Here is a 25,272-nt window from a genome sequence, read left to right on the forward strand (position 1 = left end):
TGGGCCGGCGGACCGACGGTGACCTGAGTCACACGTCAGCCCACCGGCCCGTCGGCACGGTCAGGACTGGACGGTGACCGGCACGGTCTTCAACGAGCCGTCACCGTTGCGGAACTCCAGCACCCCGAGGTAGCGCTGACCCGGGGCGAGACCGAACCACCGCAGCGTCAGGTTCGCCGTCGTGCCCGGCTGCACGCCGCGCTGCTTCGGGTCGATGGTGAACCGGCCGGTGGACGTGCCCGGCGCGCCCGGCAGGTAGCTGGTCACGGTGTACGCGTTCGCGCCGTCCCTGATGTTCTCGGTGAACTCCTGCTCGACGACCACGATGTAGTCCCCGGCGCCGTCCGGCAGGGTCACCTTGGCGCCGTCCCGACCGCTGACCGTGGCGGTGACGAACTTCCCGAACTTGTCATAGACGTTGAGGCTGAACTCGGTGCACTCCATCACCCCCTCCTCGTCGTCCCAGTCGATGTGGGAGCAGGTGGGCCGCTCCGACGTCACCTGGACGAGTGGGCTGCGGGTCCCGGCCGGCACGTGCAGGGTTGTCCTGCTGATCGACGCGGGCAGCGGCACCGGCAGGTTGTTCGACGTGCTCCAGTCCCAGCTCGGCCCGTCGCCGGTCAGGGTGACCACGTTGCTGGTGCCCGAGGTCAGGCCGGAGAGCTGCGAGATCAGCTGACCCTTGTAGCCGACCTCGGCGGCGATCCGGACGCTGCCGAAGGTGCCCTTGCCGGTGATGGCGTCGGGGGCGACCAACCCGGAGTTGCGCACGACAAGCGGGCTGCGTACCGCGTGCTTGAACTCGTCGCGCCAGGTCAGCGAACCGTCGGCCCAGGTGTCGAACGCGCCACCGGTGTTGGTGACCTCGACGGTGAAGCGGGCGCTCCGGCCCGGACGGATCTGCATCTTCTTCGGGGTGACCTTGACCTTGTAGCCCGGCGGGGCCTGCACCGACGAGGAGTAGGTGCTGGTCTTGTCGCTGACGTTGGTGACCGTACGGGTCACCGTCTGCTTGCCCACCATCCGGCCCAGCGAGATCGACGGGTAGTTGAGCTGCGCCGTGTCGATCGCGCCGATCGTGTCGCAGCCGTCCAGGTCGCCGAGCCCGTATTCGCCGCCACGGTCGGCGGACACCCCGCACAGGTACTGGATCCAGTCCTGCTGGTTGGAGTCGTAGACCAGGCCCGGGTCGAAGGCACTGCCCGGCTCGACCTGGCCGGCACCGTAGTTGAGCGGAGTCGCGTCGTACGTGCCGATCTTGATCGGGTTGCCCTTGTCGGTCTTGTCCACCGCGCTGGTCATCAACGCCGAGCGGACCGCAGCCGGCGACCAGCCGGGGTTCTTGGCCAGCAGCAGGGCGGCGATACCGGCGATGTGCGGCGCCGCCATCGAGGTGCCCGACTCCAGGGCGAAGTCGTTGCCGCCGATGGACGGGGAGAACGCGGCGACGATGTCCTGACCGGGCGCGCTGATGTCTGGCTTGAGCAGCTCACCGGCGTTCAGGTTCGACGGGCCCGCCGAGGAGAACGCGGCGACCGCGGGAGCCTCGACCGTCTCCAGCGTGCTCGGCGAGATGGTCGCCGTGGCGTTGCCCTTGGCGACGTACGCGGTGACCGTGGCCAGGTCGACCTCGTTGATGTGCACGGTCGGCACGGTCTGCACGTCGGCGTTGAGGGAGCTCAGCTCCTCGTTGTACAGCACCATGCCGACCCCGCCGGCCCGTGCCACCTCGATGCTCTTGTCGGTACGCGGGATCTCGCCGCGCAGGCAGAGCACGATCGCGCCCTTGACCTTGGCCGGATCCAACGTGTCGTCGGCGCAGAGACCGGCACCGTACGCGCCGTCCGGGTCGACTGCGCTGTCCTTGGCGAAGACCAGTCGGGCCGGCCCGACGCCGGTCTCGCCCATGCCCACACCGGCGATGGTGGTGCCGTTGCCGAGGGTGAGCTTCCGGGTGTTCTGCCGGTCGGTCGTGCTCGCGGCCACCGTGGTCAGCCAGGGCGTCGAGTTGTCGACGGTGTTGGCGAACGGGCCGGAGTTGCCGGCGGCGGCGGCGACGAACACTCCGGCGGCGGCCGCGTTGAAGAACGTCGCGTCGACCGCGCCGAACTGCTCGGTGTCGTCACCGATCGAGTAGTTGATCACGTCGACGCCGTCCGCGACCGCGTCGTCGATGGCATGCACGATGTCGATGTCGGTGCCTGTCGCTCCGCCCGCACCGTTGTCGTACAGCGCCTTGTAGATCGCCAACCGCGCGGCCGGCGCCATGCCGGAGATCATGCCCAGGTCCTGGGTGCCCGACGTGGCCCGCACGCCGTGGATGCCGGCGGCGGTGCTGGCGGTGTGGGTGCCGTGGCCGTTGCGGTCGCGCGGCGAGGAGTAGTCGTCCGGGAACGCCTCGGCGATGCCGCTGTCGTTGTACCAGCGCGCCCCGATCACCTTGTTGTTGCAGGTGACCGGCGCTTCGACGCCAACGTCGCAGGTGCCCTTCCACTTGGCGTCGATGATGGCCTGGTCGGGGCGCGGACTGGGCAGCGGCGCGAAGCTCGCGCTCTCCGGCCAGTAGCCGCTGTCGATGACCCCGATGATCACGCCCTCACCCGCGCGGGAGTCTCCGCCGAACTCCTTCTTCCACACCCCGCCCTTGCCGGTCAGGCCCAGGTAGTCCGGCGTGTGCGAGGTGGCGGCGTGCACCTTCTGGCTCGCGTACACCGCTCGGACACCGTTGGTGGCGCGCAACCGGGCGGCCTGCGGCCCGGTCAGGTCGGCGGCGAAGCCGTTGAACGCGGTCTCCATGGTGACGCGGGTGCGCTCGGCTGGCACGCCGACACGGTCCAGCACCGACTTACGCTTCTGGCGCAGATGATCCCGGTACGCGTTGGCGTTCCCGGACGTACGGTTCAGCTTGGCCCCGTCGGCCGGCTTGGTCGCCGCGATCCCGGCAACCCCGCCGGTGTAGGTGGCCAGCGGCTCCTCGTCGAGCTGGACGAGGTAGCGGGCGGTCGGTCCGCTGCTGGCCGGCGCGGCGGTGGCGCTGGCGGGCAGGCTGGTCAGACCGGCCGCGGTCAGCGCCACGGCGGCCAGCATGCTGACCCCGTACCTGGCCCGTCCGGTCCGATGTGCGTTCGGTTGTGGCACGTCGTTGCCTCCACGTTCGGTGCCGGCCGCCACGACTGATGACGGTGGCCGAAACCTAGGATCGGTACCGATCATCGAGAAGCACACGTAACCTGGCTGTCATCTTGGAAACAAGCTCGTAACACAACGGGTACTTTGCGCGTCATTTGGGGACGTCGCCGTGGGAGATCCATGCCATTTGGTCCGATGCCCGCGCTGTCGGTCGAGTCGGTCCTCGTGGTCCTCGGTGCCTGCGAATCCGGATGCCTGTCCTAAGTGGCCGACTAGGGCGGGCCGCCGTTGGCTCGCCAAGACGGCCGAGCACCCTTTGAGCCGGGCCTGCGCGGCGCACGCCGCCGTCCGCCCTCCGGCGGTCGTCAAGACGATGCCCGCGCCGTCGAGCACGCAGAGCAGCCTGTCTCGTTGAGCGAGCAATGCGTGCGCCCGAGTTGTTGGGTGGCAGCGAAGCGCTCGCTTCGTCCAGCACGCGGAGTGTTGCCCACTGGTTGGTGTCGGCTGGCTGCTCTTACGTTCGTCGGTGGTAGTGGTTGCGGCGGGGGACCTGGTCGGGGTCGAGCCAGGCTGGTGGCACGAATTCGGGGTGGCCGTCGCCGGCCAACTGAACCGTCCAGTCGCTGTGGTGAAGGTGTCGGTGGTGGTGGCCGCAGAGCAGGACGGCGTTGGCCAGGCTGGTGGTGCCGCCGTCGGCCCAGTGGTGAATGTGGTGGGCGTGGCACCAGCGGGGCGGTCGGTCGCAGCCAGGGAACGCGCACCCCCGATCACGCAGCACCAGGGCGCGCCGCAGAGGCCCGGTGATGAGGCGGCGTTGTCGCCCGACGTCTAGTGGTTGGCCGGCGCCACTGAGGACGGTGGGCAGGATGGTGGCGTCGCAGGCAAGCCGGCGCACGGTCTCGGGTGTGAGGTGCAGGCCGGTGTCGAGAGCGCCGGTGCCCAGCTGTCGGATCAACCCGTCGTAGCTGGTGGTGACGACGATCTGCGCCGGGTCGCCGCCGTGCTCGGGTAGTTCGTTGGTGCGCAGTGTGAGTCGGAAGAGGTCGGCGAGGGCGTCGTGGCGGCGTTGCCCGGCGGTGCGTTGATCGTCGGGGCCGCGGGGCGCGGTCAGTGGGTCGATGGCGGCGCGGAGCAGGCCTGCGGTTTCGGCGTCGAGGATGCCGGTGAGCCGCAGGCGACCGTCGGTCTGCTCGGAGATGGTGAGGTGCCGGTCGCGGGCGGCGCGGCGGTCTTCGGCTTCGAGTGCGGCCTGGGCGGCGGCGTCGGCGATGTCGGGGGCGACGTGGTCGAGGATGCGGGTGCCGAGTTTGCGCAGGTGGGTGGGGTCGAACTGGGTGGCCCAGTCGGTGAGCACGCCAACGGCCTTGTCGGCGGCCTCGGTGCCAGCGGTGGCCTGCACGGTGGTGACGGTGTCGGTGATGACCCGAGCCTGGTCGAGGGTGATGTGCCCGTCGGCTAGCGCTTGTCGTATCCCGGGGTTGCCGGTGTCCAGGGCCGTGGCGAGGTCGACGAGGCGGCGGGCGGCGGGGATGGTGAGCCGCAGTCGCTCGCGGAGCCAGACCGCAGTGCTGGAGGCGCCCTGGCCGCGAGCGGTGCCGCGGCCGTCGATCTCGCGGATGAGGGTGAGGCTGACGGCGGCGAGGCGTTGCTGAAGGCGGTGCGCAGCGTCGAGCGCGGCGATCAGGTCGTGCTCCGGAAGGGCCCAGGCGGCGGCGTCGGCGCAGGCGGCGACAGCGTCGTCTGCCTGCGCCAACTCCTCAACCATGACGAGAGACTAGAACAGGTGTACGACATTTCAGTTATCATGATCGATTGGCTTGGCTGGGGTCGACGCCGAGCTGACAGGGCCGCACTTCGGCTGGGAAGGCTGCCGGTCTGGTCGCGACTCGGAGGGTCAGTCGCGCCGGACGAGGCCCGGGCCGGCGGTGATGTCGATGTCGCCGTCCGTTATCTCGTGGCCGGCGGCGCAGCGGAGCACCGCACGGATCGGCTCGCCGCAGTCGTGGTGGGTGGCGACGATGGACGGGCCGGTGTCCTTGGCGGCCCACGTGTCGCCCCAGTTGCGCAGCGCGGTGATGACGGGCAGGAGTTCGCGGCCCTTGCGGGTGAGTTGGTACTCGTGGCGGGTGCGCTGCCCCGGCTCCCGGTAGGGGATTCGTTCGAGCAGTTCGGCGGCGACCATTTCCTTGAGTCGGGCGGCCATGGCGGGCTCGCCGACGCCGACCCGGCGGACGAAGTCGTCGAAGCGGCGCGTGCCGAGCAGGGCCTCGCGCATGATCAGGACCGTTGACCTGCTGCCCACGATGTCCATCGCCCGGGCCACCGAGCAGTTCTCGCTCGTCCAGGAATCACGATCGTCTCGTAGGTCCTCCATGCCGTCCAGCGTACCTGACTTGCGGGAGGGCTAGTCAGGTGCTTCACTGGGTGGCGCTGACTTCAGCATACGCAAGTCAGACCGCCATCCTGAAGGATCTTCAGTGACCACCAGCGCCACAGCCCCGACCCCGCCCGGAGCCACCCCGCCCGGAGCCACCCCGCCCGGAGCTACCCCGCCCGGACCGGCAGCAAGCGGGCCGGCAGCCACCGCCCGCTCACCGTTGCGCGGCTCCCGCCCGGTGACCCTGATCGCCATGTGTCTGGGCGCGATGATCACGTTCCTGCAGATCACCGCGACGGTCTCCGCGCTGACCACCATCCAGCGGGACCTGCAGGTCGACCCGACAACCCTGGTCTGGATCCCCAGCGCCTACACCCTGATGGTGGCGAGTGTCGTGCTGTCCGCGGCCACCCTGGGTAGCCGCTACGGGCGTAGGCGCATGTTCGGTGCCGGGGTCGTCGCGATGATCGTCGGCGCAGGCGTCGTGGCCGGCGCTCCGACCGTCGCGTGGGTGATCGTCGGGCAGTTGGTCGCCGGCCTCGGCGGGGCCCTGATCCTGCCGAACAGCCTGGCGATCCTCGGCGCGACCTTCACCGACCCGCACCGACGGACCGAGGTCATCACCGCGTGGTCGGCGGCGTCCGGCATCGGGCTCGCCATCGGCCCGCTCATCGCCGGCACCCTGCTGCGGCACTACCAGTGGCACAGCGTCTACCTGTCGACCATCGCGTTGGGCCTGATCACCCTCGTCGTCGCCGTCGTCGGGGTGGCCGAGTCCCGGTCGAGCGCGGCCCGCCTCGACGTGCCCGGCCTGCTGCTGGGCACCGTCGCGATCGCGGCTGCCGTCTACGCGCTGATCCAGGGCGGCAAGGGCGGCTACACCAGCCCGGTGGTCTCGGCGGCCTGGGTCGTCGCGGTCGTCGCGCTTGTCGCGTTCGTGCTGGTCGAGCTGCGGACCAGCGCGCCGATGCTCGACGTACGGCTGTTCCGGGCCGCGTCGTTCAGCGCTGTCATGGTCGTCGGCGCGGTGTCGCTGTTCGGTTTCACAGGCGTGGCGATCCTGCTGGTCCTCTTCCACGAACGTGCCCAGGCGCTCAGCCCGCTGGACACCGGCTGGCGGATGCTCGTGCTCTTCGGCGCCTACGTGCTTGTCGCCTTCGGTGCCGGGCGGGCGATCCGTCGTACCGGATTCAAGGCGCCGTTGACAGTCGGCCTGGTCCTCGGTGCGGTGGCGAGCTTCGCTCTGGCGAACCAGGGCCCGACCACGTCGTTCGGCGACCGGTGGCTGTTGTTCGTGTTGTTCGGCGCGGCCAGCGGTCTGGTGGTGGCCCCGGCGACGGCGGCGGCGTTGGCCAGCGTCGCGCCCGCCCAGGCCGGTATGGCCTCCGGGGCGGTCAACGCCGCCCGCCAGGTCGGCTCGGTGCTCGGCTCGTCAGTGCTCGGGACGCTCCTCACCACCACGATGGTGGCCGACCTGCCGGGCCGGCTCGCCGCGCACCACGTCGGCGAACCGACCCGCACCGCCGTGCAGGCGGCGGTGGCCTCCGGCGCCAACGGCGGCCAACCGCTGCCCGACCCGGTCCGGGCGGCGATCGCCGAGGCGCTGACCTCCGGTGTCCAGGCCGGGTTGCGGATCAACGGCGTCGTCTTCCTCGTCACCGCCGTGCTCGCGCTCACCCTCATCCGCAACCGGCCGCACCAGCACCAGCACTAGCCGGCCGCACCACCACGAGCCGGCCGGCTGGCCGCACCAGCACCAGCGCTGGCCGGCCGGCTGGCCGCACCAGCACCAGCCGGCCGCACCAGTACCGGCTAGGCAGCCAGCGCGTCCAACTCCTCGATCGCGTCGGCCGGCAGTTTCAGGTCGGCCGCCGCCACGTTCTCCCGCAGGTGCGCCACGCTGGAGGTGCCGGGGATCAGCACTGTGGTGGGGGATCGCTGGAGCAGCCAGGCGAGGGCGACCTGCTGCGGCGAGGCACCCAGTCGGGCGGCCACGGCGTCGAGCGTGTCGGACTGCAACGGGGTGAACCCGCCGAGCGGGAAGTACGAGGCGAACGCGATGTTCTCCGCGGCGCACCTGTCGACCAGGTCGTCGTCCTGGCGGTTGGCGACGTTGTAGAGGTTCTGCACTGTCACCACCGGCGCGATGGCCTGGGCTTCGGTGAGCTGGGCGGAGGTGACGGTGCTGAGCCCGAGGTGCCGGATGAGGCCCTGCTCGCGCAGCTCCGCCAGGGCAGCGAACTGCTCGGCGATGGGTGCGTCTTGGGGGCCGTGCGCCGAGCCCACCCGCAGGTTGACCACGTCGAGGACATCCAGGCCGAGATGATCCAGGTTCTCCCGGACCTGGGCCTTGAGGTCATTCGGCTCCAACGACATGATCCAGGAGCCGTCCGCGCCGCGGCGCGCCCCGACCTTCGTGACGATGTGCAGGTCGGCCGGGTACGGGAACAGCGCCTCGCGGATCAGGTCGTTGACCACCACGGGCCCGTAGAAGTCGCTCGTGTCGATGTGTCGGACGCCCAGGTCGACGGCCTCGCGGAGCACGGCCAGCGCCTGCTGGCGGTCGCGGGGCGGGCCGAAGACACCCGGGCCGGCCAACTGCATCGCCCCGTAGCCCATCCGGCTCAGGGTGAGGCCGTCGGCGGGGGTCAGGGCACCGCCGGGAAGGTTGTTACTCATAGTCATCCTCTGTCCGTCGTCGTCATGATCCAGGCGGCCGTTCGAAAGCGGCTCTCCGACGACTGTCCGCCGGGATCCACCCCGGCGGCAGGGCGAGCTGTTCCTGGTAGTGACACAGCCAGTCACCGGCCGGCCTGGCGATCTACCGTCGGTGGCATGGACGCAACGAACCAGCTCGGTGACTTCCTGCGTGCCCGTCGGGAGCAGGTCCGGCCCGAGGACGTCGGGCTCGGTCCGGGCGTGGGCCTGCGCCGGGTGCCGGGGCTGCGCCGCGAGGAGGTGGCGATGCTGGCCGGCATCAGCGCCGACTACTACCTCCGACTGGAGCAGGGTCGCGAGCGGCACCCCTCGGTGCAGGTCCTCGATGCCCTCGCCGGGGTGCTGCGGCTGGACCCGGAGGCGACCGCATACATGATCGGGCTGAGCCGTGCGCGGTCGCGCCGGGCGGTCCGACCGGCCGCCGAGCGGGTGCCGGCCAGCATCCTGCACCTGCTGCGGCAGCTCTCCATGCCGGCCTTCGTGCAGAACCGCTACCTCGACATCCTGGCCTCGAACCCGATGGCGAGGGCGCTGTCGCCGAACCTCGCCCCGGGCTCCAACCGACTCCGCGCGGTGTTTCTGGACCCGGCCGAGCGGGAGCTGTTCCGCGACTGGCGGCAGGCGATGCAGAGCGTGGTGGGGCAGATGCGTGCCGACTCGGCCGGGTCGGCCGACGACCCCCGGTTGGCGGCGCTGGTGGGGGAGTTGTCGATCAAGAATGACTGCTTTCGACGGCTGTGGGCGCGGCACGAGGTACGTCGGCGGGAGGGCATCGTCAGCCGGCTGCGCCATCCCGAGGTGGGTGACCTCGACCTGTACTGCGACAAGCTCGCGGTGGCGGGCGCCGACGGGCAGCTTCTGGTGATCTACCACGCCGAACCCGGTACGGAGTCCGCGCGCTCGTTGGCTCTGCTCGGCTCGATCGCCGCCAGCACCGCGGACGACGTGCCGGACAGTCTCCGGCCCGGTGACCCGGCCCGCCTCTATCCGCTGGAGTGAGCCGGTCAGGGCCGCTGCCGGGCCGCCTCGGTGGAGATGTGCTCGTAGCGTTTACGCATGGCCTCGCTGGCGGCTGGGCCGGCGGCGAACACGAAGTCGGCGTCGTCGAGCGGGCGCCCGGTGCTGCGGTCCACGATCACCGGGTCGGCCTCCACCCCGGTGGCTCGGTCGACAAGGATCATGCTGCGTTCGCTGGGGTCGAGGCGTGAGTTGCCCCAGGCGGCGAGGGCGACGACGACGGGCCGCAGGCTGCGGCCGAGGTCGGTGAGGACGTACTCGTAGCGGTCGGGCCTGGTCTGGTACCTGCGCCGTTCGAGCAACCCCTGACCGGTGAGGGTCTTGAGCCGGCTGGTGAGGATGCTGGACGAGACACCCAGGTTGGCCTGGAACTGGTCGAACCGGGTGTAGCCGTCGAAGGCGTCGTGCAGGATCAGCAGCGTCCACCACTCGCCCACGTGGCCCAGTGCGCTGGACAGCGGACATTCGCGGTCCTCCAAGCGGATCTTCCCGGCCACAACTGTGCCCTCTCCCGAGTAGGTGCTAGTGTCGAAGTTAGTAGGTTCTGTTTCAGCAGTAACTATACGACTGCCGCTTCATGCTGCCCAGACAGGAGTAACAGATGTCCCAGCGGGACTCGCTGCACGGTCGCCGCGCACTGGTGACCGGAGGTACGAAGGGGGCCGGCGCGGCGATCGCCGCACGGCTGCGCGAGGTCGGGGCGGACGTGTGGGTCAGCGCCCGGAGTGAGCCGGCGGGCTACGAGTTCGCCGACCGGTTCATCGCCGCCGACACGTCGAGCGTCGACGGCGCGGAGGCGGTGGCGGAGTGCCTGCTCGCCGAGGGTGGCGCCGACATCGTCGTGCACGTCGTCGGTGGGTCGCACGCTCCGGCGGGTGGTTTCGCCGCACTCAGTGAGCAGGCCTGGATGGAGGAGTTGAACCTCAACCTCCTCGGCGCGGTACGCCTGGACCGGCGCCTCGTTCCGGCAATGATCGAGAAGCGCGTCGGCGCGATCGTTCATCTCTCCTCGATTCAGCGGCGCAAGCCGATGCACCAGGCGACCCTGGGGTACGCGGCGGCCAAGGCCGCGCTGACCGCGTACAGCAAAGGCTTGGCGAACGAGCTCGCGCCGTCCGGCATCCGGGTGAACAGCGTGGCGCCCGGCTTCATCCAGACCACCGCCGCCGACGCGCTCGTCGACCGCCTCGCCGTGGGGAGTGGTGTCGATCGCGACACCGCCCTGGGGCAGTTGATGGACTCGCTGGGTGGGATCCCGCTCGGCCGCCCGGCGCGGCCGGAGGAGGTTGCCGACCTGGTGGCCTTCCTGCTCTCCGACCGTGCCTCGGCGATCGTCGGCGCCGAACACGTCATCGACGGCGGCACCATCCCGACGGTCTGACCCGATCTTCAGCAACGTCCAGAAGGGACGCCGACCATGACCGCTACCCAGGCCGCACCGGCCATCATCCGCCGCTACTTCGACCTCGCCGGCCAGCCCGACTCCGAGGACTACTTCGCCCTCTTCGCCGAGGACGCAGTGGTCGAGGACGAGTCGACCGAGCACCGGGGCATCGAGGCCATCCGCCGGTGGCGCCAGGCCGTGCCGCTGGTGTCGTACGAGATCACCGACGTCGAGGACACTCCCACCGGCACCGTCGTGACCGCGACGATCACCGGCGACTTCCCCGGCAGCCCGTTCGCCGGTCTCCGGTACCGCTTCGGCGACTACGACGACAACGCGATCCGGCTGCTACGCATCGCTCCCTGACGGGCTTGGCGCGAGGGCTTGACGACACTTGTTTGTGAGTGCACACTTACAAATATGCGATCCACCGCCGAGGCCCGCCGGGTCACCGTCCTGAACACCGCAGTGTCGGTGTTCGCGCGCGCCGGCTTCCACGCCACCCCGGTCACCGCCGTGGCCGCCGCCGCCGGCATCTCCGAGGCGTACGTCTTCCGGCTCTTCGCCGGAAAGCTCGGGTTGTTCGTGGCGGCGGCCGGAGCGTGTTTCGACCGGATCGCCGACGCGATCGAGGCGGGTGCGGAGCGCGCTGCGGGCGGCAGCCCGGAGGAGATCCTCGACGCCATGGGGGGTGCGTACGCGGAGCTGATCGCCGATCGTGACCTCCTGCTCTTTCAGGTGCAGGCGCAGGCCGTCACGGACATTCCGGAGGTCGCCGAGGCGGTGCGGGCCGGCTACCGGCGGGTCGCGACCTTCGTGCAGAGTCGGGCCGGCGCGAGCGACGCGCAGGTGCAGCAGTTCTTCGCGTACGGCCAGTTGTGCCACCTGATCGTGACGGCCGGCCTGGAGCAGGTCCCGGAGCCCTGGGCTCGCGCCCTGACCGCTGGCATTCGCCACCCCTGACCGACCCCGATGCTGGGCCGCTTCGGCGGCCCACTCTTTGAGGCAAAGAAGTGTGTGAGTGCACACTTACAAACAAAGGAGAGTCAGATGACCACCGACACGATGATCACCGAAGTGGTGCTGCCCGGCGTGGTGGAGCCCGACGGCCTCCAGCTGCACCGACGCGCGATGCCCGTCCCCGCCCGGGGGCAGGCACTCGTCCAGGTCGAGGCCACCGGCATCTCGTTCGCCGAGCAGCAGATGCGCCACGCTCTCTACCCCGGTCAGCCGAAGTTCCCGTTCGTGCCCGGCTACGACCTCGTCGGCACGGTCCGGGCGGTCGGCCCCGGCGGTGACGACGCGCTTGTCGGCACCCGGGTGGCGGCGGTCACCAGGACCGGTGCCTGGGCCACGTACGCGCTTGTCGACATCGACGCCGTGACCCCCGTACCCGTGGACCTGGACCCCGCCGCGGCCGAGACCGTCGTCGTCAACGGGGTGACCGCCTGGCAGATGCTGCGGGACGCCGACCTGACGGCGGGGCAGACCATCCTCGTGCACGGCGCGAACGGCGGCGTCGGGAGCGTGCTCGTCCAACTCGGCCGACACCTCGGCCTGCGGGTCATCGGCACCGCCGCCGCACGGCACCACGCCGGGCTGCGCGAACTCGGCGTCGAACCGCTCGACTACCGCGACCCGGACCTGGCCGCGCGGGTCCGCGAGCTGTCGCCGGGTGGCGTCGACGCCGTCTTCGACCCGGTCGCCGGCCCGGGCGTACGCACCTCGTACGCCCTGCTCGCCGCCGGCGGCAAGCTGGTCGTCTACGGCAACGCCGCCGCCGTCGGCACCGGGCAGTCGGTCGTGTGGGTCTTCGTGAAGCTGCTGGCCCGCCTGTACACCTGGAACGCGCTGCCCAACGGCCACCGGGCCGGTTTCTACAACTTCTGGGCCGGTCAGCTCACCCGCCCCGCCGCGTTCCGCCGTCGTCTGCGCACCGACCTCGGCATCGTGCTCGACCTGCTGCGGCAGGGAGTGATCGTGCCGCAGATCGCCGCCCGCTACCCGCTCAGCGAGGTCTCCGCAGCGCTGGTGTTCGCCGAGGCCCGCAGCCGCGCCGGCAAGGTGGTGCTGGAGCCCTGACCTTGGGCCCGGTGCAGGGCGCTGGTGCGGCGGGCCGCCGCGAGGGCGTACGGTGAACATGTCGCCCGGGACCCCGGTGGCCGCCAGACGCCGTCGCCACCAGCCCGCCAGGGGCGTTACCGCTCATCTTCTCCATCGCCGCGACGTACCGGTCGTGTCGGCTGATCGCCCACCGCGTCCCGACCGACAGGTCACCGCGTCGCCGGCGTCCGGCGGTCGGTCGCCCGGCCAGCGCACCCAGGTTCGCCCTCCGTGCGAATTTGCTCCGAACGCCTTAACCAGGGAGTACCAGATGAGGATCGCCAGGGACCGGATCGTCAGCGCACTTCGCGACAGGGGTCAGCAGGCCCGGGCCGACTGGGTCGAGCGGGAGTTGCCGGAGCGCGTGGATCCTGCCAAGCACTCCGGGCTGCTCGCCACCCTCAACCTCAACCCAGCTGATCTCGTCGACGCGTCATCACCTTGAGGGTTGCGCTGCTCGGACCGGTCGCCTGGCGTACGCCCCCGCACCACTACGGCCCGTGGGAGCAGGTGACCGGCCTGCTCGCTGAGGGGCTGGTCAGCCGCGGGCTCGACGTGACGCTCTTCGCGACACTGGACTCCGTCACGTCCGCCCAGCTCGACGGAGTCTGCCCACGGGGGTACGCGGACGCCCCGGACCTGGACGGCCGGGTGTGGGAGGCGATGCACGTCTCCCACGCGATGGCCCGCTCGGCGCAGTTCGACGTGGTGCACAGTCACCTGGACTGGCTGCCCCTGGCGTTCGCGGAGCACTGCCGCGCACCCCTGCTGACCACAGTGCACGGCTTCTCCGGCGCGGGGATCCTGCCCGCCTACGGCCGAGCCCGCTCGTCGTACGTGTCGATCTCCGACGCGGACCGGGCACCGGAGCTCGACTACGTGGCCACGGTGTACCACGGCGTCGACGTCGGCGGACTGCCGTTCACCAGCGAGGCCGGCCCCGGGCTGGCCGCTTTCGGCCGGATCCATCCGGACAAGGGCACCCACACCGCGATCGAGATCGCCCGCCGCGCCGGCCGGCGCCTGACCATCTGCGGAATCGTGCAGGACGAGCGGTACTTCGCCGAGCAGGTCGCCCCGCACATCGACGGCGACCAGGTCGTCTTCCTCGGGTCGGTGGGTCCGCGACGGCGTGCCGAGGTGCTCGGTGAGAGCACCGCGCTGCTGCACCCGATCGCCTTCGACGAGCCGTTCGGACTGTCGGTGGTGGAATCGATGGTCTGTGGCACTCCTGTCGTCGCCTACCGGCGGGGATCCATGCCCGAGGTCGTCGACGAAGGGGTGACGGGTCTCCTCGTCTCCACCGTCGACCAGGCAGTCGAAGCGATCACCCGGGTCGCCGGCCTCGATCGGGTGGAGTGTCGGGCGCGGGCTCTGAAGCGCTTCAGCGCGGACCGGATGGTCACCGACTATCTCGCCGTCTACGACCAGCTCGTCGGTAACTGACCGAGCTGCACCGCTCTCCGTTCCGCCGGTCACACACGCTGACCGGCGTGCGCCGTTCCCGCGTGAGGTTCACCCCGTACTCCGGTGGTGGCCGACAACCGGAAGGCCCGACGTTCATGCCCAGCTACGGATTCCTCAGCACCCACCCACCGACCCGGTGCGGACTGGCCACGTTCAACGCGGCCCTCGCCGCCCAGCTGACCGCCGACGGCACCCGCGGCGGCATCGTCCGGGTCACCGATCACAGCGACGACTTACGGCCCGTGCCCGGGGTGGTGCACACCTGGTCGGCGCGCGACCCGGCCGGCTGGCGGGAGGCGGCGGCCGCCCTGAACGCGTACGACGTGGCGATCGTCCAGCACGAGTACGGCATCTACCCCGGCACCGACGGCGAGGAGGTCCTGCCGTTGCTGCGGCGGCTCAGCGTGCCGAGCATCGTGGTCCTGCACACAGTGCTCAGCCAGCCCTCGGCCCGGCAGAAATCCCTGTTGGAGCAGATCGTGGCGACCGCCGGGGCGGTCGTCACGATGACCGACACCGCCCGCGACCGACTGCTCGTCGGGTACGCCGTGCCAGCCGGCAAGGTGACGGTGATTCCGCACGGCGCGGCCGAGCTTGCCGGTGTACCCGTCGACAGGCGTACCCGCCCGCACCTGCTGACCTGGGGGTTGCTCGGGCCGGGCAAGGGCATCGAGTGGTCGTTGCGGGCCCTCGCCACGTTGCAGGATCTGGAACCGACCCCGACCTACACGGTGGCCGGGCGGACCCACCCGAAGGTGATCGAGCACCACGGTGAGGCGTACCGGGCCGGGCTGCACCAACTCGGTGCCCAGCTGGGCGTCGCGCACGCCGTCGACTACCAGGACGTCTACCACGACCAGGAGGCTCTGGGCCGTTTGATCCGTTCCGCCGACGTGGTCGTGCTGCCCTACGACTCCCGCGAACAGGTCACCTCCGGCGTCCTCATCGAAGCGGTGGCCGCCGGGGTGCCCGTCGTGGCGACGGCCTTCCCGCACGCCGTCGAGCTGCTGACCGGTGGGCCCGGTCTGGTCGTACCCCATCAGAACCCGGCGGCACTGGCCAAGGCGATCCGGCGGGTCCTGACCGAGCCGGGCCTGACCGCCCGGTTGGCCGGGCGGGTCCGCCCGCTGGCCGCGCACCTCCGGTGGCCTGCGGTGGCGGCCCGCTACGGCACCCTCGCCGAAGAACTCCTCGACGCCCGTTCACCCGCCGTCAGCGCCGTGCCGGCGTGACGGCGACCACCGGACGCCCCCGGACGTCGACGGGTGGGCGCTGGGTGACGGCGCCCGCACCGAGCTTCGCGCACCTGGCTCGGCTGAGCGACGACACTGGCCTGTTCGAGCACGCACGACACGCCATCGTCCGGCGTGAGCACGGGTACTGCACCGACGACGTGGCCCGTGGCCTGGTGGTCGTCAGCCGCGAGCCGGAGCCGAGCGAGGAGCTGCTCCGGCTCGCGGAGCGCTACCTGGCGTTCCTCACCCACGCGCAGGACGACGGCGGTGCGTTCCACAACCGGCTCGGGCACGACCGGCGCTGGGCCGACGAACCAGGGCTCGGCGACTGGTGGGGTCGAGCTCTGTGGGGCCTGGGCACGGCCGCCGCCCGCAGCCCCGCCCCATGGGTACGCGAGGAGGCGCTCGTCGCCTTCAGCCGGGCCGCGAAACGGCGGGCGAAGGCCCCGCACACGATGGCCTTCGCCGGTCTGGGCGCGGCCGAGGTGCTCCGTCGTCACCCGGGCCACGTCGCCGCCGCGTCCCTGCTGGCGGACGCCGCCAGCACGATCGGCCCCCCGGCCTCCGATCCGCGGTGGCCGTGGCCCCGGCAGGAGTTGACGTACGCCAACGCCGCTCTCGCCGAGGTGGTCATCGCCGCGAGCCAGCTCCGCGAGGGTGGCCCACCCCTCGACGACGGCCTTGGCATGTTGACCTGGCTGCGCGACGTCCAGCTCCGCGACGGGCGGATGTCGGTGGTTCCAGCCGGGGGTTGGCGGCGCGGCGCGGTACGGCTGCACCACGACCAGCAGCCGATCGAGGTCGCCGCCTTCGCCGATGCCTGTGCCACGGCGGCCGCGGTCACCGGGGACCCGGTGTGGGACGACGGGGTGCGGCAGGCGGTCGGGTGGTTCCTCGGCGAGAACGACCTCGGCACGCCGATGTGGGATCCGGCGACCGGCGGTGGTTACGACGGGCTGACCGCGCACGGGCCCAACCTCAACCAGGGCGCCGAGTCGACCCTCGCGCTCATCTCCACCCTGCAGCACGCCCGGCGGTGGTCGTGACCGGGAGTCTGGCCGTCCGGCGGGACGTCACCCTCACCCCCGATCCACGCCGCGTCATCATCAAGCTCTTCGTCCCGGGTGAGGATGCCGCGGTGGTTCGGACCCGCGCGCAGGCACTCATCGACCGGGTCGCGCACCTCGCCGACGAGGAGACCGCACGGCTGCTGCGCGACACCCTCGACCGGTTCGGCGCCCGGCACCGCGACCTCGCCGGCACCTTCGCCCACCACTACGACCTGGTCCGGCACCGCGCCGCGCGGGCCCGGGACCTCTCGCCGAACAGCCGGCTGCTGGTCGGCGCCTACTTCAGCCACGAGTACGCCGTCGAGGCCGCCGCCCTGTGCAACCCGTCGATGGTGGCCCACCCGGACCAGACGGGTCTCGCCCCCGGGCAGCTGCGCGTCGCCGTCAGCCTGCGCCAGGTGGGCGAGGGCCACGTGTCCTCGATCGGCTTCGCCACAGCGGTCGTCGGACCCGGGGAACAGCTCACGATCACTGACCGAGCCGGGCCGTTGACCGTCGGGCAGCGGATGGGCGTACGGCACCGCCGAGACCTGCTCGTCGCCGGCCTGGCCGAGGAGGGCTGCGACAACGAGGTCGCGGCCACCGTGCTGGACGCGCTGCCCGAGTGGTACGACGAGGTTGCCTTCGAGCGGGTGCTCGGCAACCTGCCACCCGATCTGCTCTCCCGCAGCACCGGGTTGGGGACCGTCGAGCAACTGCGCCGTACCAACGCCGGTAGCTACGCCACGTCCTTCCCCGCCAACACTGTCCTGCACCAACGGGTGCTCTGGCCAGCCACCCCGGCGGAGAGCAACGGCATGGAGGACGCGCGGTTCGTCCGCTTCGTCGATGAGTCAGGTCCGGTGTACCGGGCCACCTACACCGCCTACGACGGCCGGAACATCGCCACCCGGGCGCTGGCCAGCGACGATCTGCGCCAGTTCGAGATGACCCCGATGCGCGGGCCGGGTGCCCGGAACAAGGGGATCGCGCTGTTTCCGCGTACCGTCGGCGGCCGGCACCTGGCCCTGTGCCGTGCCGACGGCGAGACCATCGGCCTGACCGCCCTGGACGGCGAGAGCCGCTGGCAGGCCCCGACCCCGTTGCACGCGCCGGGCGAGAGCTGGGAGTTGATCCAGGTCGGCAACTGCGGATCACCGATCGAGACCGACGCCGGCTGGCTCGTACTCACCCACGGTGTCGGGCCGATGCGTCGGTACGCGATCGGTGCCCTCCTGCTCGACCTGCACACACCGGAGCGGGTCGTCGCGCACCTGCCCGGTGCGCTTCTCGCACCCGACGAGAAGGACCGCGACGGGTACGTACCGAACGTCGTCTACTCCTGCGGCGCGCTGGTGCACGACGGCGAGCTGTGGATGCCGTACGGGGCGAGTGACGCCCGGGTGGGATTCGCCACAGTGCCGCTGTCCGCGCTCCTCAGCGCCATGGTCGAGGCGGGTGGGGATTGCGGCGGGGCGCGGTAACCTCACCGCTCGTACGTGCTCCTGTGTTCGGGGAGGACAGGGGGAGGTGGAGCATGGTCGACGTCGGCGAGGTGGTTCGGTGGTTGCAGCTCAACGCGCCCCGGGGCGGGCCCGACGAGGTGTCGCAGCTGGTGGCCCGCGCTGCGCCCGCGATCGACGCCAGCGAGATCGTGATCTATCTGGCCGACTACACCCAGACCCTCCTCGTGCCGCTGCTCGGTGCGGGTCTGGACCGGGACCAGCTGCCGATCGAGACGACGCTCGCCGGTCGGGCCTTCACCACCCTCGACATCCAGCGCGCGCCCGACAACCCGGACCGGGTGTGGGTGCCACTGCTGCTCGGGTGTGAGCGGATGGGCGTACTGGAGATCGTCTCGCCGGCCGCCGCAGGCGAGACGATTGATGGTCCGGCCTGGGAGGTTGCGGTCAACATCGCCCAGATCCTGGTCAACCGCCGGCTCTACGGTGACGTGGTCGAGCGGATGCGGCGGCGGATGCCGATGCAGGTCGCCGCCGAGATCGTGTGGGGCCTGCTCCCACCGCTGACCTTCGCCACCGACGACCTGGTGGTCACCGCCATCCTCGAACCGTGTTACGACGTCGGCGGCGACATCTTCGACTACGCGCTGAACGATGACGTGCTCAGCGTCGGGCTCTTCGACACGTGTGGACACGGCATCAAGGCGAGCACCCTGGCCTCGCTGGTGGTCAGCGCGTACCGCAACGCCCGTCGGTGTGGCCTCGACCTGGTCGATACGGCGATCAGCATCGACAGGTGGGTGCGGTCCGAACACCCGAACTTCTTCGCCACGGGTCTGCTCATCGAGTTGAACCGCCGGACCGGCCACCTCAGCATGATCAACGCGGGTCACCCAGGTGCGATGTTGCTGCGTGACGGCAAGGCCGTTCGGGAGCTACCGGGGCCGACAGTGCTGCCGCTCGGCCTGGGCCACCTGTCCCCTCGCCGGCCGCGGGTGCACGTGGAAAATCTGCACCCTGGTGACCGGATTCTCGCCTACACCGACGGCATCACCGACGCCCGTAGCGCAGAGGGGGAGCAGTTCGGGTTGGGTCGGCTCGTCGACTTCGTCAACCGCGCCCTCAACGACGGTCTGCCCAGCCCGGAGACCATGCGTCGCCTGGTCCGCGCGGTCGTCAGCTACCAGGACGACCAGCTCGAGGACGACGCGACGGCCCTCTTCGTGGAGTGGCGGCCACCGCACCTGCCGCTCGCGCACCTCCGCGACCTCGCCGCGCTCCGACCCTGACCGCGCGCAGTGGGATTTTGCACTCTCAGTGCACTTGTCTCCGGTTGCGGGGCTGTCTAGCGTCACCTCATGGCTGACTCATGGACCTTCGCCGTTGCGCGTGACGACCTCGGGCAGACCACGCTCGTCGATGGCTCCACCCCCGCCCTGGCCGACGGCGAGGCCCTGCTGCGCGTGGACCGCGTCGGCCTCACCGCCAACAACGTGACCTACGCGGTGCTCGGTGACTCGATGCGGTACTGGCAGTTCTTCCCGCCGGAGGCCCAGGGGCTCGGGCCGCAGTGGGGCCTCCCGCCGCTCTGGGGCTTCGCCGAGGTGGTCGCCTCGACGGTGGCGGGGGTCGAGGTGGGGCAACGGATCTACGGATACCTCCCGCCCGCCGGTCACCTCGTGGTGCGGCCGGACCGGGTGGACGCGTCCGGGTTCCGCGAGGCGAGCCCGCACCGGGCCGAGCTGCCGTCGCCGTACAACGCGTACCGGTCGACGGCCGGCGACCCGGCGTACCAGCGTGACCAGGAGGATCTGCTGATCCTGTTCCGGCCGCTGTTCTTCACCTCGTTCATGCTTGCCGACCAGGTCGTCGACAACGACTTCCACGGTGCCGAGGCGCTGCTGGTGTCGTCGGCGTCGAGCAAGACCGCGTACGCCGCCGCGTTCGAGCTGCACCGGCGCGGGCCGCGCCTGGTCGGTCTCACCTCACCCGGCAACCTGGCGTTCACCCGGTCGCTCGGCTGCTACGACGAGGTCGTGTCGTACGACGATGTCGACGCCCTCGACGTGGTTCCGACCGTCTACCTCGACCTGTCCGGTGCGCCCTCGACCCGTGCCGCCCTGCGTCGGCGCCTCGGCGACCGGCTCGTCCGGGACATCGCCGTCGGGCTCACCAACCAGACGCCGAACGCCGACGCCGCCGAGGAGGTGTTCTTCGCGCCGGTGCAGATGCGTAAGCGCAGCCACGACTGGGGCCGCGACGGGCTCGACCAGCGGTTCACCGAGGCCTGGCAACGCTTCGCGGCCGTCGTGGGCGGGTGGCTCGACGTTCGGGTGGGTGCCGGGCCGGCGGCGCTCCAACACGCGTGGCTCGACGTCCTCGCCGGTCGTACGCCGCCACGGGTGGGCCACGTCGTCCAGCTCTGAACGGCTGACGGTGCCGGGTTCAGGCGGCGACGTCCTCGGTGAGCTGGTGGCGCAGCGCGGCCAGCGAGCGGGTGATCAGCCGGGACACGTGCATCTGCGAGACGCCGATCCGGTCGGCGATCTGGGCCTGGGTCAGGTTGCCGTGGAAGCGCAGGCTGAGGATCTGGCGTTCGCGTTCCGGCAGCGTGGCGAGGGCCGGGCCGAGGGCGACGCGGATCTCGACGAGGTCGAATTCGCGGTCGTCGTCGCCGAGGGTGTCCCCGAGCTCCCGGCTGCCGTCCGCCCCGGTCGGGGTGGACAGCGACGTGGCCCGGTAGGCGCGCGCACCCTCCAGCCCTTCCAGGACGGTCTCCTCGGTCACGTCGAGGTAGGCGGCGATGTCGGCCACTGTGGGCAGGCGGCCGAGGTTCTGGGTCAGGACGCTGTTGGCGGCGCTGATCGCGATACGCAGCTCCTGGAGGCGGCGCGGCACGCGCACCGCCCAGGTGCGGTCCCGGAAGTACCGCTTGATCTCACCGATGATTGTGGGAATGGCGTACCCGCTGAAGTCGACACCTCGGCTGTGGTCGAAATGGTCCACGGCCTTGATGAGCCCGACGCAGGCGGTCTGGGCCAGGTCGTCGTCGGGTGCTCCGCGTCCGCTGTAGCGGCGCGCCAGGTGCCGGGCGAGCGGCAGCCACGCCTCGATGGCGCGGTCCCGCAGTGCTGGGCGGCGGGGGTCGTCCGCCGGAGTCGCCGCCAGCGCGGCGAGAAGGTCGTCCGGGCTCTGGCCGCTGTTCCGCTGGCTGACGTGGGTGCTGATCGCGTTCTCAACGATGGTGGCCATGGGATGGTCCCTCCCGCACGTGCCCGTCGATCGAGTCGACCGGAAGGGTCTCCGAACCGGCTGTCGCCGGGGCGCACATACGGGCGAAGGTGCGCTGTCGCAAGGCCACGAGCACGGGCCTCGCCACCGCGTCATGTCGTTCAATTGCTGACCCGGACCCTACCCGAAAGGCGGACCATTTACTAGCCGAAAGTATGAACCAGCGCAGGTGTGTGGTGCCCCGACGGGCGGAGAGCGCGCTCGATCAGCCGCGCTGGTCCGAGGAGTCGACAGCGGCCGGGGCCGGCTGGGCGGGCTTCACCGCGAACGGGTGGCGCAGTCGCCGCATGGCCTCCTCGCTGCTGTCGAAGGTCACCGCCGGCCCGTCCAGCCCGTCGCCGTTCGACGTGGCGAGGAACAGGGCGGGTCGACCGTTGTCGTTCGATGTCATGCAGGGATCCTGTCTCTACGAAAGGGGTGCGTCGGAGGCCTCGGCAACGTCGGCCGTGCGACCTGGTGACGCTTCGGCGCACACGCTGGCGCCCGAATGCAGGTGTCCTGTGCACGGGCGAGCGCCCGGCGACACCGACACCCCGCACCATACCCGGCATCGTCGCCGCGTATGCGCCGCCGACGGACCCGCGTCGCTTGTGGGGAACCGGCCGCCCGGGAATTCTGTAATCCCACCCGCTGCCGCGAGTCTCCGATCTTGAGGGCGGTCAGCGCAGCCAGCGTGGGCACCGCGCGGATGAGCACACAAGGAGTGAGACCCATGTCGTCAGCCGGTCGAGCACTGCCCGATGTCGGGTTGGTCGTCGCGGCCAGGCAGGGCGACCAGCGCGCTCTCGACGACGTCGTCGCGGCCTCGCTCCCGCTGGTCTACAACATCGTCGGGCGTGCGCTGCGCGGGCACGCCGACGTCGACGACGTGGTCCAGGAGACGTTGGTACGGGTGATCCGGTACCTGCCCGCGCTCAACGACCCGGCGGCATACCGGTCCTGGCTGGTGGCGATCACCATCCGCCAGGTGCGGGACTGGGAGACGCGCCGACGCGTCGCGCTCAACCGCGACGCCGGGCTCGACGCGATCCACAACGTGCCCGACCCCGCCTCCGACTTCGCGGGGATGACGATTCTCCGGCTCGGCCTCACCGACCAGCGACGTGAGGTCGCCGAGGCGACCCGCTGGCTCGACCCGGACGACCAGGAACTGCTCTCGCTGTGGTGGTTGGAGGAGACCGGCGAGATCGACCGGAACGAGGTCGCCGACGCGCTCGGGTTGTCACCGGGGCACGTCGCCGTGCGGATCCACCGGATGAAGGAGCAGATCCAGAGCGCCCGTGGCGTCGTACGCGCGCTCCGCGCCCGCCCCGGCTGCCCGGACCTGGGCGCCGTGACCGCCGAATGGGACGGCACGCCCAGCTCGCTGTGGCGCAAGCGGCTGGCTCGACACGTCCGCGACTGCGCGTTCTGTGGGCGGCTGGGCACGACACTGCTGCCGATCGACCGGCTGCTCGCCGGCCTGCCGTTGCTGCCACTGCCGGCGGGTCTCGGCGCCCACCTGCCGAACGCGGCCGCCCCCGCGGCCGCCGCGCAGGCCGTCGCACCCCCGAGCCCGGCGGTTGGACCCGCCGGGCCGACCCCGTCCGGTGGAGTGCCCACCGATGGGGGCGGTGGCCCGAGCGTCGTCGACCTCGCGATGAATCGGCCCCGTGGCCTCGTGCCGTCCCTCGCCGCCGGTGTGGCAGCCGCCGTCCTGGCCATCACCATGGCGGTGGTGATCCTGCCGGACGATCCGTCCGCACCCTCGTGGGCGGCTCCGCCGTCCGCCGCGCCGACCGCCGTCGCCACCCCGAGCGTCGCGCCCTCGCCGAGCGCACGGCCCTCGTCGAAAGCTCCGGTCGCGCCGGTGGTCAGCTCCGCCCGCAAGGGCGTGGGGGTGTGGAACTTCGCCGGGGCGAGTCAGGCGTTGGCGAACTCCAGGGCCGGCTGGTACTACACCTGGGGCACCCAGCACCCGGGGATCAGCACTCCGCGCGGTGCGACGTTCGTGCCGATGATCCGCAGCGCGGAGAACGTCACCGCCACGGAGCTGGCTCGGGCCAAGGCCGCCGGGCCGTACCTGCTCACCTTCAACGAGCCGGACCTGGCCGAGCAGGCGAACATGACAGTCGAGCAGGCGTTGGACCTGTGGCCGCAGCTGATGGCGACGGGCAGCAAGCTGGGCAGCCCGGCGGTCGCCTGGGGTGGGCCGGACCCGCAGGGTTGGCTGGACCGGTTCATGACCGGCGCCCAGGCCCGTGGCCACCGGGTCGACTTCATCACGCTGCACTGGTTCGGCTCGGACTTCACGACCGCCACCGCTGTCGCCCAACTCCGGCAGTACCTGCAGGCCGTCTACCAGCGGTACCGGAAGCCGATCTGGCTGACCGAGTTCGCGCTGATCCGCTTCGGCGCGGGCGGTTCGCAGTTCCCCAGTCAGGAGCAGCAGGCGGCCTTCCTCACGGCGGCCACCGCCATGCTCGGCCAACTCTCCTACCTGCAGCGCTACGCCTGGTTCGGTCTGCCCGCCACAGACAAGGACCGGTCCGGGTTGTTCAGCGACGGGGCCGAGGCGACAGTGGTCGGCCGCGCGTTCCAAGCCGCCCGTTGAGCACTGGCGAACGGATGGACGAGCAGATCATGGCGGAGCGCCCCGGGGGTCGGGTCAGTGCCGGGCGGATGGTCGGCGTCGTCGCGACAGTGGTCGCCACGGCGCTGACAGTCGGTCTCACCCAGGGTTGGGGCCGCACCGGCCAGACGCAGGTGCCCTCGTCGGCCGCGGCGTCGACGGCCGCAGTCGCGACGGCCATTGCGACGCCGACCGCGCCGGTGGTGCTCAACGGCACCGACGACGCCTTCATCCAACTGCTGATCCCGATGAACGAGGGCGTGCTCGCGCTGATCGACCAGCTCGAAAGCCGACCGACGGTAGTGGATCCGCCGTTGCGGGCCCTCCTCGGCGAGGTGCGGAGCGCTCATCAGGCGGAGTTGCGGGACCTGCGTGGGCTGTTGGCCGCGGGCAACGTGCCGGAGCTGAACATCCACGAGGGGCATCAGATGCCCGGCATGGTCACCGATGCCAGCCTCGCCGACCTGCGTACCGCGCCCGACGCCGAGGTGCCGTCCCGGGCGGTCGCCCTGATCCGGGCGCACCTCGCGCAGACCGTGGTGCTGTGCCAGGGTGAGCAGACCGCCGGGGGAAGCGCGGAGCTGAAGGCGCTCGCCGGCCGGATCCAGCAGGCGCGGGCCGCCGAGCTGAGCACGCTGGACAGCCGGCCCGACGCGCCCACCGCCGCACCGGGCGGCTGAACGTGCGGCCCGGAAGACCTGCCGATGCGGACGTCTGACCTTCCCGCCGACGTCCACCCCCCGTTCCGGGCGTCCCGTCCCGCCCACCGTGCCGTCACGTCGGGCACCGTCCGCCCGACCCGGCTCGGAACACGCCGCCCCCGGAGCGCATCGCCGCCCGAAGCGGTCGCCTCGGTGCCGACGGCAGGTTGGCGCGGTGGCCACCGACGCGCCGCCGGCCGCGCCGCTGTCGTCGTCTCGATACTGGCTGTCAGTCTCGGGTGGCTGCTCGCGATCCTCGTCGCGCCGCACGTCACCCTCTCGCCGGGTGCGCGAATGGTCGCCCTCTTCTGCCACCTGACCTGCCTCGTGGTGGGCTTCGGCGCGGTGCTGACGGTGGACTGGTTCAGCCTCCGCTGGTTGCTGCGCCGGGAACCGCTCGGCACGGTGCTGACCGCGGCACGCGGCGCGCACCTGCTCATCTGGCTGGGCCTGGTGGGTCTGCTCGCCAGTGGGGCCGCCCTCGGGCCCGACACGTCGTCCGGGCTGGTCTGGGTCAAGTTGCTCGCGGTGCTGGTGGTCGGCGTCAACGGGCTGTTCCTCGGCCGGGTGCGGGATCGACTCGTGGCCGTGCGGGGCCGCCTGCCCTGGTCCGCCCTGCTTCCCGGCGTCGCCGCCGCCACGATCTCGCAGATCGGCTGGTGGACCGCGACAGTCGTCGGCTTCTGGAACGCCAACAGCTGACGGTCGTTGGCCGCCGGCCGCGCCG

Annotated in this window: 23 protein-coding genes; 16 read left to right on the forward strand and 7 right to left on the reverse strand. The window is 71.2% G+C overall.

Annotation, left to right across the window (positions count from 1 at the left end; translation table 11 throughout):
• Positions 1-60: 60 nt before the first annotated feature.
• From ACQP0U_RS02880 to ACQP0U_RS02890, 3 genes are all read right to left on the reverse strand, one after another.
• Positions 61-3,087, reverse strand: coding sequence for a S8 family serine peptidase (locus ACQP0U_RS02880; RefSeq protein ID WP_433315518.1), 3,027 nt, complete (start codon positions 3,085-3,087; stop codon positions 61-63).
• A gap of 556 nt (positions 3,088-3,643) precedes the next feature.
• Positions 3,644-4,894, reverse strand: coding sequence for a DUF222 domain-containing protein (locus ACQP0U_RS02885; protein ID WP_433315520.1), 1,251 nt, complete (start codon positions 4,892-4,894; stop codon positions 3,644-3,646).
• 129 nt (positions 4,895-5,023) lie between these two features.
• Complete coding sequence (locus ACQP0U_RS02890; protein ID WP_433315521.1) at positions 5,024-5,503, reverse strand: winged helix-turn-helix transcriptional regulator; 480 nt, start codon at positions 5,501-5,503, stop codon at positions 5,024-5,026.
• Between the two features lie 241 nt (positions 5,504-5,744).
• Between ACQP0U_RS02890 and ACQP0U_RS02895 the strand changes: the two genes are divergently transcribed.
• A complete protein-coding gene (locus ACQP0U_RS02895; RefSeq protein WP_433315523.1) occupies positions 5,745-7,220 on the forward strand; it encodes an MFS transporter in 1,476 nt (491 codons plus the stop codon).
• A gap of 98 nt (positions 7,221-7,318) precedes the next feature.
• Here ACQP0U_RS02895 and ACQP0U_RS02900 read toward each other — a convergent pair whose 3' ends face one another.
• On the reverse strand, positions 7,319-8,185 hold the full coding sequence (locus ACQP0U_RS02900) for an oxidoreductase (RefSeq protein WP_433315525.1): 867 nt from the start codon (positions 8,183-8,185) through the stop codon (positions 7,319-7,321).
• A gap of 156 nt (positions 8,186-8,341) precedes the next feature.
• Between ACQP0U_RS02900 and ACQP0U_RS02905 the strand changes: the two genes are divergently transcribed.
• Entirely contained in the window at positions 8,342-9,223 is an 882-nt protein-coding gene (locus ACQP0U_RS02905) for a helix-turn-helix domain-containing protein (RefSeq protein WP_433315527.1), read from the forward strand.
• 5 nt (positions 9,224-9,228) lie between these two features.
• On the opposite strand, the gene ACQP0U_RS02910 is transcribed toward ACQP0U_RS02905, so the two are convergent.
• Positions 9,229-9,720: a winged helix-turn-helix transcriptional regulator gene (locus tag ACQP0U_RS02910; protein WP_433315528.1), complete on the reverse strand. Its 492-nt coding sequence runs from the start codon at positions 9,718-9,720 to the stop codon at positions 9,229-9,231.
• Between the two features lie 122 nt (positions 9,721-9,842).
• Between ACQP0U_RS02910 and ACQP0U_RS02915 the strand changes: the two genes are divergently transcribed.
• The 11 genes from ACQP0U_RS02915 to ACQP0U_RS02965 all read left to right on the forward strand — a co-directional run bounded on the left by ACQP0U_RS02915 (position 9,843) and on the right by ACQP0U_RS02965 (position 20,368).
• A complete protein-coding gene (locus tag ACQP0U_RS02915) occupies positions 9,843-10,622 on the forward strand; it encodes an SDR family oxidoreductase (RefSeq protein WP_433315530.1) in 780 nt (259 codons plus the stop codon).
• A gap of 36 nt (positions 10,623-10,658) precedes the next feature.
• The gene (locus ACQP0U_RS02920; RefSeq protein WP_433315532.1) at positions 10,659-10,991 is read left to right on the forward strand and encodes a nuclear transport factor 2 family protein; all 333 of its coding nucleotides are present in this window, start codon (positions 10,659-10,661) and stop codon (positions 10,989-10,991) included.
• Positions 10,992-11,045: 54 nt separating this feature from the next.
• Positions 11,046-11,588, forward strand: a complete 543-nt coding sequence (locus tag ACQP0U_RS02925; RefSeq protein WP_433315534.1) for a TetR/AcrR family transcriptional regulator — start codon at positions 11,046-11,048, stop codon at positions 11,586-11,588.
• An 87-nt stretch (positions 11,589-11,675) separates the two neighbouring features.
• The gene (locus ACQP0U_RS02930) at positions 11,676-12,707 is read left to right on the forward strand and encodes a medium chain dehydrogenase/reductase family protein (protein ID WP_433315536.1); all 1,032 of its coding nucleotides are present in this window, start codon (positions 11,676-11,678) and stop codon (positions 12,705-12,707) included.
• Between the two features lie 292 nt (positions 12,708-12,999).
• Positions 13,000-13,173: a hypothetical protein gene (locus ACQP0U_RS02935; protein WP_433315538.1), complete on the forward strand. Its 174-nt coding sequence runs from the start codon at positions 13,000-13,002 to the stop codon at positions 13,171-13,173.
• Positions 13,170-14,174: a glycosyltransferase family 4 protein gene (locus ACQP0U_RS02940; protein WP_433315540.1), complete on the forward strand. Its 1,005-nt coding sequence runs from the start codon at positions 13,170-13,172 to the stop codon at positions 14,172-14,174. The genes ACQP0U_RS02935 and ACQP0U_RS02940 overlap by 4 nt, the downstream gene beginning before the upstream one ends.
• 116 nt (positions 14,175-14,290) lie before the next feature.
• On the forward strand, positions 14,291-15,427 hold the full coding sequence (locus tag ACQP0U_RS02945) for a glycosyltransferase (protein ID WP_433320567.1): 1,137 nt from the start codon (positions 14,291-14,293) through the stop codon (positions 15,425-15,427).
• Positions 15,424-16,476 carry a glycosyltransferase gene (locus tag ACQP0U_RS02950; protein WP_433315542.1) on the forward strand — a complete coding sequence of 351 codons (1,053 nt, stop codon included), beginning with the start codon at positions 15,424-15,426 and terminating at the stop codon, positions 16,474-16,476. The genes ACQP0U_RS02945 and ACQP0U_RS02950 overlap by 4 nt, the downstream gene beginning before the upstream one ends.
• A complete protein-coding gene (locus tag ACQP0U_RS02955) occupies positions 16,473-17,963 on the forward strand; it encodes a glycoside hydrolase family 130 protein (RefSeq protein ID WP_433315544.1) in 1,491 nt (496 codons plus the stop codon). Before ACQP0U_RS02950 ends, ACQP0U_RS02955 begins: the two co-directional genes overlap by 4 nt.
• A 53-nt stretch (positions 17,964-18,016) precedes the next feature.
• On the forward strand, positions 18,017-19,231 hold the full coding sequence (locus ACQP0U_RS02960; protein WP_433315546.1) for a PP2C family protein-serine/threonine phosphatase: 1,215 nt from the start codon (positions 18,017-18,019) through the stop codon (positions 19,229-19,231).
• A 69-nt stretch (positions 19,232-19,300) separates the two neighbouring features.
• A complete protein-coding gene (locus ACQP0U_RS02965) occupies positions 19,301-20,368 on the forward strand; it encodes a DUF2855 family protein (RefSeq protein WP_433315548.1) in 1,068 nt (355 codons plus the stop codon).
• A gap of 19 nt (positions 20,369-20,387) precedes the next feature.
• On the opposite strand, the gene ACQP0U_RS02970 is transcribed toward ACQP0U_RS02965, so the two are convergent.
• The gene (locus ACQP0U_RS02970; RefSeq protein WP_433315549.1) at positions 20,388-21,194 is read right to left on the reverse strand and encodes a SigB/SigF/SigG family RNA polymerase sigma factor; all 807 of its coding nucleotides are present in this window, start codon (positions 21,192-21,194) and stop codon (positions 20,388-20,390) included.
• 244 nt (positions 21,195-21,438) lie between these two features.
• Positions 21,439-21,624 carry a hypothetical protein gene (locus ACQP0U_RS02975; protein ID WP_433315550.1) on the reverse strand — a complete coding sequence of 62 codons (186 nt, stop codon included), beginning with the start codon at positions 21,622-21,624 and terminating at the stop codon, positions 21,439-21,441.
• 321 nt (positions 21,625-21,945) lie between these two features.
• Here ACQP0U_RS02975 and ACQP0U_RS02980 point away from each other — a divergent pair, with 321 nt between their 5' ends.
• The 3 genes from ACQP0U_RS02980 to ACQP0U_RS02990 all read left to right on the forward strand — a co-directional run bounded on the left by ACQP0U_RS02980 (position 21,946) and on the right by ACQP0U_RS02990 (position 25,247).
• Positions 21,946-23,826 carry a sigma-70 family RNA polymerase sigma factor gene (locus tag ACQP0U_RS02980; protein WP_433315552.1) on the forward strand — a complete coding sequence of 627 codons (1,881 nt, stop codon included), beginning with the start codon at positions 21,946-21,948 and terminating at the stop codon, positions 23,824-23,826.
• Positions 23,827-23,840: 14 nt separating this feature from the next.
• On the forward strand, positions 23,841-24,524 hold the full coding sequence (locus ACQP0U_RS02985) for a DUF305 domain-containing protein (RefSeq protein WP_433315554.1): 684 nt from the start codon (positions 23,841-23,843) through the stop codon (positions 24,522-24,524).
• Between the two features lie 174 nt (positions 24,525-24,698).
• Positions 24,699-25,247 carry a hypothetical protein gene (locus ACQP0U_RS02990; protein WP_433315556.1) on the forward strand — a complete coding sequence of 183 codons (549 nt, stop codon included), beginning with the start codon at positions 24,699-24,701 and terminating at the stop codon, positions 25,245-25,247.
• The last annotated feature ends 25 nt before the right edge of the window (positions 25,248-25,272 follow it).

The sequence above is a fragment of the Micromonospora sp. CA-269861 genome, from assembly GCF_050948505.1.
GTDB lineage: Bacteria > Actinomycetota > Actinomycetes > Mycobacteriales > Micromonosporaceae > Micromonospora.